Here is an 8,794-nt window from a genome sequence, read left to right on the forward strand (position 1 = left end):
ATGAGGCCCCGTTCTTTCCCATGTCCTGGGGCGGTGTCCGTCGCCGGTTGGGGCGTTTGCGCGTCGTGGCCGTTGTCGGATTTCTATCCATTGGCCCCCCGGGCGCGGCGGGGGCGCCCCCCCGCCGCCACTCCGGTCACGGTGCTGATCGGGGTGGTGACGGTGCCTGACCTCGTCGACCGGCCGCAGATCGTGGTTCGCTCCGGTGACAACAAGGTCGAGATCGACGAATTCGCCCGCTGGGCGGATCCCTTGAAAACCCAGATCCCGAACGTGGTCCGCGCCGATCTCGCGCGTCTGCTTGGCAGCGCATTCGTGTCCACCCGCCCGATGGCCGGCGATCCGGCCTCGGCCTACCGGGTGCAGCTCGATGTCCAGCGCTTTGACGGCACGCTCGGCGATGCGGCCACGGTCGACGTGTTGTGGTCGGTGTCGCCGCCCGGGAAAGGTTCGCCGCGCAGCGGACGCAGCACTGTGCAAGAGCACTGTGCAGGCGCCGGTTACGATGCGTTGGTGGCTGCCTATAGCCGGGCCCTCGTCACGGTCAGCCGCGACATCTCCGCTTCGATCCGCCCGTAGCCCATCCGCACGGAGGAAAAGCATGGGTCCCGTATTCGTGGACGTAGCGGAACAGGCGCGCTTGAACGCCGCGCGTGAGGCTCAAGTCCCATGGAAGAAATGGGGACCCTATCTCAGTGAGCGACAGTGGGGGACGGTCCGGGAGGACTACAGCGAAAACGGCGATGCCTGGAACTACTTCACCCATGACCAGGCGCGCTCACGCGCCTACAAGTGGGGCGAGGATGGACTCGGCGGATTGTGCGACGACAAGCAACGGCTGTGCTTTGCGCTGGCATTGTGGAATGAGCGTGACCCGATTCTGAAGGAGCGCCTCTTCGGCCTCACCAACAGGGAGGGCAACCATGGTGAGGATGTCAAGGAATACTACTTTTACCTCGACAGCACGCCCACCCACTCCTACATGAAGTACCTCTACAAGTACCCGCAACGGGAGTATCCGTACCGGGACCTGGTTGAGATCAACGGAAGGCGGTCACGTGAGGAGTTCGAGTACGAACTGCTCGACACGGGCGTCTTTGACGACGACCGTTATTTCGACGTGTTCGTGGAATACGCCAAGGCGGGTCCGGAAGATATCCTCATCCGCATTTCCGTTCACAATCGCGGCCCGGACTCGGCCCGGCTTCGGGTCTTGCCGACACTATGGTTCCGCAACACCTGGTCGTGGGGCGAGGACTATCGCAAGCCCTCGCTGCGCGAGGCGGGTCCCGGCGCCATTTGTGCCACTCACCATGAGCTGGGCGAATACTGGCTCCGTTGCGATGGCGCCCCGGAGACGCTCTTCACCGAAAACGAGAGCAATGCGCGGCTTCTGTGGAACCAACCCAACGCATCGCCCTACGTCAAGGATGCGTTCCACGCGTACGTCATCTCGGGGCAAGGCGACGCAGTGAATCCCGCCAGGACGGGAACCAAGGCCGCGGCCCATTACATTTGTGACGTATCCGGCGGCGGCAGCGAGACCATCCGGCTGCGCCTCACGGCAACCAGAATGGACAATGCCTTCGGCGACTTCGAGAACATGATCGATACCCGCATCGCCGACGCTGACGAGTTCTACCAGCGGATCGCGCCCAAATCGCTGACCGAAGATCAGCGCCGGGTACACCGCCAGGCGTTGGCGGGAATGCTGTGGGGCAAGCAGTATTACTACTTCGATCTCGAGCTCTGGCTGCGCGAGCATCGGAGTCATCCATTGATCGAGGCCGCCCGTCGCGACGTGCGCAATACGGAGTGGTTTCACATGTTGAACGCCGATGTGATCTCCATGCCGGACAAGTGGGAGTATCCGTGGTACGCGGCCTGGGACCTGGCCTTCCACACGATCTCTCTCGCGCTGGTTGATTTCGATTTCGCGAAGGAGCAGCTGCTATTGATGTTGCGCAGCCTGTATTTCCATCCAAGCGGGCAGATTCCGGCCTACGAGTGGAACTTCAGCGACGTGAATCCGCCGGTGCATGCCGCGGCCACGCTCTGGCTGTACAAGTACGAGAAAGAGCTGGGACGGGCCGACCTGCGATTCCTTGAACGCTCGTTTCAGGGGTTGATGCTCAATTTCAACTGGTGGATCAACCGCAAGGACCCAGCGGGGCACAACGTCTTCGCCGGCGGATTCCTGGGTCTGGACAACATCGGCGTATTCGACCGCAGCGCGCAGCTTCCGACCGGCGGATCGCTAGAGCAGGCGGATGGGACGGCGTGGATGGCATTCTATTGCCAGAGCATGCTGGAGATCGCCATCATCCTGACCGAGTACGACCCGATCTACGAGGAGGCCGCCTTCAAGTTCGTCCAGCATTTCATGTGGATTGCCTATGCGATGGACCGTCGCGGCGAACATCAGGACGAGATGTGGGACGAGCAGGACGGCTTTTTCTATGATCTGTTGCGGCTCCCCGACGGCCAGACGATGCGTCTGAAGGTAAGGTCGATGGTGGGGCTGTTGCCGCTGTGCGCATCGACTGTATTCGAGGCGGAATCTGTCACTCGCTATCCGAAGCTGATGGAGCTGATCATTCAGTTTCGAAAACGCTACCCCGAGCTGGTTGCCCATGTGGCCCCGACCGATGCGGGTTACATCGGCCATAGGGAACGAAGGCTTCTGTCGATCCTCAACAAGCGCAAACTCGAGCGCGTGCTCGGCTACCTGCTCGACGAGAGCGAGTTCCTGGGGCCGCACGGCATTCGTTCCCTCTCTCGCTATCACCTCGACCATCCATTCGTGCTTAATGTCGGTGGTCAGGAGTACAAGGTGCAGTACCTGCCGGCAGAATCGAATACCGGCATGTTCGGCGGCAACTCCAACTGGCGCGGTCCGGTGTGGATGCCTGTCAATTTGCTGATCGTCCGGGCACTGGTGAATCTCTACAGTTTTTTCGGCGATGATTTCAAGGTTCAATGTCCAACCGGTTCGGGGCCGCACATGACGCTGTTCGAGGTGGCGCAGGAAATCGTCCGCCGGCTGACCGGTACGTTTCTGCGCGATGCGAAAGGGCGGCGGCCTGTCTACGGCGGGACGGCCAGATTCCAGGACGACCCGCACTGGCGCGACCTGATCCTGTTCTACGAGTACTTCCATGGTGACAATGGCGCGGGCCTTGGGGCGAGTCATCAGACGGGCTGGACGGGTCTCGTCGCCCCTCTGCTGGACCTGTTCGCGCGCGTCGACGCGAATGCCGTGCTGGAAACCGACCGCTGGCGCGTGATGGCCAGGGTCGTAAGGGAGCAGGTGGGTGGAATCTAGCCTTTTTATTCGGTGAACTTCTCGGCGATTTGTCGTTCATGGGCTGCGCGTTCGCCGAGCGAATCGTAGACGGGCTCACAGCGCAACAGAATGGGGACGATCATCGCGGTGAAGCAGGCTGTGAGCATCGGGAAGAGCAGAGTGAAGCTTCCCGTCATCTCCGTCACCAGGACGATCCCGGTCACCGGAGCGGCCGGCGGCCATTGGGGCGAGGGAGCAGGAATCGGTGCGCTCGTCGGCGCGATGGGCAGCGGCATGCGAATGCGGCGCGAGCAGCAGCAAATGGCCATGCAGCAGCAAGGCATGCAGCAGCAGGCGTCGAGTCAGCTTTCGACATACAACCGCGCAGTGGGAGCATGCATGACCGGTCGCGGCTACACCGTCGAGTAGGCGCCGTACCTCACCCACCCGATCCATGGTCCGCTGGTCGCTCACTGATTCACGACAGGCAGGAGAAGCAATCATGCTGAAGAGTTTGCGGGTAACAGCCGTGGCGGTCCTTGTTTGCGCCACGCCTTCATGGGTGCTCAGTGCAGACTTCGACGGCAGCAAGCCGCTGCTGTGTGCGACGATCGACGCGCACTTCTGCGACGTAGGGGAAGTCTGCTATCGGACGCTACCGGCGATTCTCGGCGCGCCGCAGTTCATGCGTATCAACTTTGCGAAGAAAACCATAGTCGGGCCGAACCGCAGCACCGAGATCCGGTTCATGGAACCGAGCAATGGACAATTGCTTCTCCAAGGGACGGAACTGGGCTATGCCTGGAGTGTCGCGCTTGATACACAGACTGGCGCGATGTCCACAACGCTCGTCAACCACGAAGACGTGTTCGTGCTCTTCGCGGCCTGCACACCGACGTAGTTCAGTTCGATGATGGTCGCGCCACTTCACCTCGCGGGCGTCATTCGTGAAGTAATCCTTCTGGTGCGCAGCGCCTCTCGGGGCGCGAGAGACGCCCTTGATCGCCTGCCTGCAGGAAACTATCGCGTCCTGCCTGAAGCTGACCTAGCCAACAGCCTGCCCGGTCGGTTTCGTGGGCATGGGACCGAAGAACATCGCCTTGAGCTTGTCGCGGCCGATCACGCGAGCCAGTTCAGCGAGCACGCAGTAGTTGGCGATCAGCGTCACCAGCAGGATCTGGATCGCCCAGAAATGCGGCCAGTTGAACTCGGCCAGCAATTTATGATTGGCGGCAACCAGGCCGGGGGCCTCCTTCCAGTAGTCATACAGGTGCTCCAGGTAGTGCACGAACAACGCTACGAGGGTGTAAATCGCCGTCTTCCAGCTGGCATTCCATATCAGCGGCTTCTCGGGAAAGCGGTTGATGAAAGGCAGCATGTTGGCGATCAGTACCGATTTGCCGAGAATCAGGGCGGTAATGGTCACGGAGGCCGATGTCGGCAGTGAGATCCCGGTGCCCCAGGTCGTCAGCGCGCGAATGATCGCGACGATGTGGAGGATGACGAAGAAGAAGATCGTCGGCGGTAGGATCTCCATGAACTCATGCTTGATCCTGGCGGCCAGCTTGCTCATGTTCCTCTCCCGATGTGGTTGGCTTCGCCAGCGTCCACCGGATACGGCTTGAAAGCGGAGGCTGAACTGGCGACGCCGTTCGTCCACGTTGGGTCTAGCGACCCAATACCCCTCCTCGGATCCGGGAGGAATCAATCGCGCATAGACGACAAGCGACGGGTTTCATTGAGCGCATATTGGACCATGGTCCAATATGCGCATCCACGCTGGTGTCATAGTCTATCTTAGAGGCGAAAACGGTTGACCGCGCGTTCGCGGACGAGGCGCCCGAAAAAATCAAGAACCAGGCCATCCCTTTGGAAGCGATGATCCCAGGCCCTTTCCCGAGTGCCGCATTTTTTGACGAAATGAGGACAAGCTCATGATCAAGCGTCTCCTGTGGTTTGCGATGGTACCTGCGTTGCTGTTCGCGAACGCCGCCACCGCTCAATACCCGATGATGGACATGGTCGCCGACAAGCTCGTTCAAAAGTACCAGCAATCGTCCTGCGAGCAACTGTGGCAGGAGAAAGCCCAGAAACAGGGGCGACCCAAGCCCGAGAGAGAGCAGGAGGCCATGCAGATGCTGCGCGACGATCCGCAGATGCGCGCCGCTTTCATCAATAGGGTGGCAGCACCGATTGCCAACAAGATGTTTGAATGCGGCATGATTCCATGATGTCGTCGGGCACGCCGTGAAACCGGGTTACTTACCGAGGCCGCGATGACCTGCGAGAAATTGAAGTGGGGCGTAACCATCGTTGTGCTGAGCGTTTTCCTCGCTGCAAGCGGCAACGCCCAGCAAACACAGCACACGCAGAAAGCAGCCGCCAGGCCGGCGGCGAAGCCTGCCGCGCCAGCGTTCCAGCCCGGACTCGAGCCACGCGCGATCGACATCCTCAAGGCGGCGAGCGCCCGCCTTGCCGCCGCCAGGTCGATGTCGTTCACTTCGGTCGTTTCCTATGAGAGTCCGAGCCGCCTCGGTCCGCCGCTCGTCTATTCCACCAGGTCGGAAGTAACAGTCCGGCGGCCGGACAAGCTTAGGGTCATCACATCCGGCGACGGGCCACCGTCAGAGTTCTATTACGACGGCAAAACCATGACGGCATTCGCGCCGTTGGAGAACCTGGTCGCGATCGCCGACGCGCCCCCGACAATCGACGCCGCGTTACAGGTGGCCTTCGATTCCGGGGCAATCTATTTCCCGTTTACCGATGTGATCGTCGCGGATCCCTACAAGGACATCGCCGACGGACTGAAGATCGCTTTCTACATCGGTCAATCGAACGTGGTCGGCGGCACGACAACGGACATGGTGGCGTATGTCACTGGGGATGTGTTCATACAGGTCTGGATCGGAGCGCAGGACAAGCTTCCGCGCCGTATTTACGCCATTTACCTCAATGATCGTGCCCAGTTGCGCCATGTACTAGAACTCTCCGACTGGCAACTGGATCCCGCCATTCCGGCGGATACCTTTAATGCCGCCAAAGCAGCTGGCGCGGCCCGCATTGCGTTCGCGCGTCCGGACGCGAGCGATGCGCCAGGAATGAAGCCGCCGCCGAGAAGCAAGCACGCCGGGACTCAATAAGGAGACGCATCGTGAAGAAAGCCGTCATCCGTCTGGTGGGTCTTCTCGTCCCGGCGCTCACAGCGGGTGCAGCCGGTGCATGGTCGCATGCCAACTATTACGGAGGCAGCACGTCGCATGCGCCCGGTTCGGGGTCGACAACCCGCAGCAACGCGTGGGGCGGCAGCGAAACGCACACATACGGCCAGGGCACGACCGCGACCGGCCGCTACGGCGACACCGCAACGCACGCACAAGGATCTGGACAGACGAGCTTCACCAACCGATATGGCGGGAGCGCGACCCACACCTATGGCCAGGGCACCAGCGCCACCAACGCGTATGGCGGTTCGGCTTACCATGCCGCAGGCTCGGGTTATACGAGCTACACGAGCGCCTCGGGTGCGACCGCCTACCATAGCGCTTATTACGGCGCCAGGTACCCCGCCTACCATCCTCCGGTCACAGTGAACAATTATGGATCTAGCTGCTACAACTGCGGCGGCTGGTCTACCGCCGGCGCAGCCGCAGCGGGCGTAGCAGTCGGTGTGGCGGCGGGCGCGGCCATAGCTTCGGCCAACACGAACGCCGCTGCGTCGAATGCTTACAACGCAGGCTACGTCGCTGGGGCAACGACAGCCCCGCCTGCACCCGCACCCGTCAGTACGACGTTCGCCATGGGTGCGATCTACGCGGCGCTACCGGCAGGCTGCATAAGGCCCGCGGTTCAGGGCGGCACATACTACCTATGCGGTAATACGTGGTTCCAGCCCGCCTACGGCGCGAACGGTGTTTACTACCGCGTGGTGCCTGCACCTTGAGGAACGTCCAGCGGGGTCAATCGTGAGTTCATTGGTAGTCGCCTCGATCGTGTTTGTGTGCGTCTTCGGCAGCGGGGTGCTCGGCTTGTCGCTTCGTTCGTTCCTTCCCGACCATCACCTGAGCGAGGATTCGACTGCCATCGTGAAGCTGGGAGCCGGCCTGATGGCGACGCTCGCCGCTCTCGTCCTTGGTCTTCTGATCGCCTCGGCAAAGGTTTCTTTCGACCGGCTCAACGACGAGTTCACGGAGACGGCCGCTACGGTCATCATGCTCGATGGCACGCTGGCCGATTATGGCCCGGAGGCGAAAGACGCCCGCGAGGCCCTGCACCGCACCTACGCCTCAGCAGTGGATCTGTTTTATTCCGGGAGAGGTACCGGGAAGGCCAACGTGGACGCGCCGGAGAGCTTGGCGCACGTAGTGCAATTTCAGCAAAAGCTTCGGGAACTGGCACCACGAAACGACATGCAGCGCATGCTTCAATCGGAGGCTCTCGCCCGCAGTCACGACCTGGCGAAAACGCACTGGATGCTGATCCAGCCGGGGCAGGGCGCGATTCCAGCGCCATTCATGGCGGTGCTGGTACTCTGGCTTGGTATCCTCTTCGCCGGTTTCGGACTGGTCAGCGCCAACATCCGAACTGCTATTGCGACGCTTTTCGTCTGTGCGCTATCGGTGTCCGGCGCTATTTTCCTGATCGAGGACATCGCCCACCCGCTCGAAGGGCTGATGCAGATCTCGCGCGCGCCGGCGCAGATCGCGCTCTCCCATCTCGGGCAATAGCCGCAGTCGTCCGCACACCCCCCGTCTTGATCGAAAGTAGCGTCGAAAGCTGCACCTCATTGGAGTCGAAATGCTGCCGATGCACCTCCTGGGCACGAAACATCAGGTCCAGGAAGGGCAGGCCGTAGAACGCCAGAATGGCCTCCACGCTCCACCGCGCAGCGGTACCTGACTCGCGTGCTTGCGCGGCGGCAGTGGTGGCGGTTGCTGCTGCGGCCTCGGCGCGCAGCGAGGCAAGAGGAACGATGGCAATGGGTTTCATGATTGTTCCGTTCTACATAGCTTTCTCAGGCGCTCGGCGCCTGACCGGCGATGGTGACGCGCTGCCCGTAGCGGTTGAGCGGGTAGTAGTCCCAGACCGCATGGTGTTGTGTGCATCGGTTGTCCCAGAACACCATTGAGTTCAGCGTCCAGGGAATCCGGCAGACGAGCGGTGGCGTCAGTTCAATCATTCGATAGAGCATCTCGAGCACGCACCTGCTCTCGTAGCTGGTGAGCTGGACGATGCGGGACGTGAAGCCCCGATTGACAAACAGCAGTTTGCGGCCCGTCTCAGGATGGCGCACCACGATCGGATGCTCCGCGGTCGGAAACCCGCCTTCCGGTGCCTTGTGCTTGTAGTTGCCGACGTACGGAATCGCGCCGTCGTGAATAGCGGTCATGCCCTCGAGCAAACTCTTGAGTCGATCCGACAGCATGTCGTAGGCGAGGTACATGTTGGCGAACATGGTGTCGCCGCCGATGCCTCCCTCTGGCATCTGCGTGACGTAGAGCATTGAGC

10 protein-coding genes and 1 pseudogene are annotated in these 8,794 nt (G+C 61.3%); 8 read left to right on the forward strand and 3 right to left on the reverse strand.

Going from position 1 to position 8,794, the window contains the following annotated elements; all coding sequences use genetic code 11:
- From FSO04_RS44155 to FSO04_RS44175, 4 genes are all read left to right on the forward strand, one after another.
- Positions 1-579: PqiC family protein (locus tag FSO04_RS44155; RefSeq protein WP_154567623.1), on the forward strand; the 579-nt coding region annotated here is incomplete at its 5' end.
- 22 nt (positions 580-601) lie between these two features.
- Positions 602-3,325, forward strand: a complete 2,724-nt coding sequence (locus FSO04_RS44160) for an MGH1-like glycoside hydrolase domain-containing protein (RefSeq protein WP_154567624.1) — start codon at positions 602-604, stop codon at positions 3,323-3,325.
- A 141-nt stretch (positions 3,326-3,466) separates the two neighbouring features.
- Positions 3,467-3,715, forward strand: coding sequence for a hypothetical protein (locus FSO04_RS44170; RefSeq protein ID WP_233465437.1), 249 nt, complete (start codon positions 3,467-3,469; stop codon positions 3,713-3,715).
- Positions 3,716-3,788: 73 nt separating this feature from the next.
- Positions 3,789-4,187 carry a hypothetical protein gene (locus FSO04_RS44175; RefSeq protein ID WP_154567625.1) on the forward strand — a complete coding sequence of 133 codons (399 nt, stop codon included), beginning with the start codon at positions 3,789-3,791 and terminating at the stop codon, positions 4,185-4,187.
- A gap of 144 nt (positions 4,188-4,331) precedes the next feature.
- Here the strand turns inward: FSO04_RS44175 and FSO04_RS44180 are convergent, their stop codons facing one another.
- Positions 4,332-4,859: a hypothetical protein gene (locus FSO04_RS44180; protein WP_154567626.1), complete on the reverse strand. Its 528-nt coding sequence runs from the start codon at positions 4,857-4,859 to the stop codon at positions 4,332-4,334.
- A gap of 361 nt (positions 4,860-5,220) precedes the next feature.
- On the opposite strand from FSO04_RS44180, the gene FSO04_RS44185 reads away from it, so the two are divergent.
- From FSO04_RS44185 to FSO04_RS44200, 4 genes are all read left to right on the forward strand, one after another.
- Positions 5,221-5,517, forward strand: a complete 297-nt coding sequence (locus FSO04_RS44185; RefSeq protein WP_154567627.1) for a hypothetical protein — start codon at positions 5,221-5,223, stop codon at positions 5,515-5,517.
- A 45-nt stretch (positions 5,518-5,562) separates the two neighbouring features.
- Positions 5,563-6,429: a DUF2092 domain-containing protein gene (locus tag FSO04_RS44190; RefSeq protein ID WP_154567628.1), complete on the forward strand. Its 867-nt coding sequence runs from the start codon at positions 5,563-5,565 to the stop codon at positions 6,427-6,429.
- An 11-nt stretch (positions 6,430-6,440) separates the two neighbouring features.
- Complete coding sequence (locus FSO04_RS44195; RefSeq protein ID WP_168436028.1) at positions 6,441-7,229, forward strand: hypothetical protein; 789 nt, start codon at positions 6,441-6,443, stop codon at positions 7,227-7,229.
- 76 nt (positions 7,230-7,305) lie between these two features.
- Positions 7,306-8,013, forward strand: coding sequence for a bestrophin-like domain (locus tag FSO04_RS44200; protein ID WP_443689914.1), 708 nt, complete (start codon positions 7,306-7,308; stop codon positions 8,011-8,013).
- Here FSO04_RS44200 and FSO04_RS48100 read toward each other — a convergent pair.
- Both FSO04_RS48100 and FSO04_RS44205 read right to left on the reverse strand, forming a co-directional pair.
- Positions 8,001-8,275 (reverse strand): annotated as a pseudogene (locus FSO04_RS48100) (biotin synthase BioB); the annotation flags it as partial. The gene FSO04_RS44200 and the pseudogene FSO04_RS48100 sit on opposite strands and share 13 nt — an antisense overlap.
- Before the next feature lie 25 nt (positions 8,276-8,300).
- Positions 8,301-8,794: TauD/TfdA dioxygenase family protein (locus FSO04_RS44205; protein ID WP_174825355.1), on the reverse strand; the 494-nt coding region annotated here is incomplete at its 5' end.

This window comes from Paraburkholderia madseniana, assembly GCF_009690905.1.
GTDB lineage: Bacteria > Pseudomonadota > Gammaproteobacteria > Burkholderiales > Burkholderiaceae > Paraburkholderia > Paraburkholderia madseniana.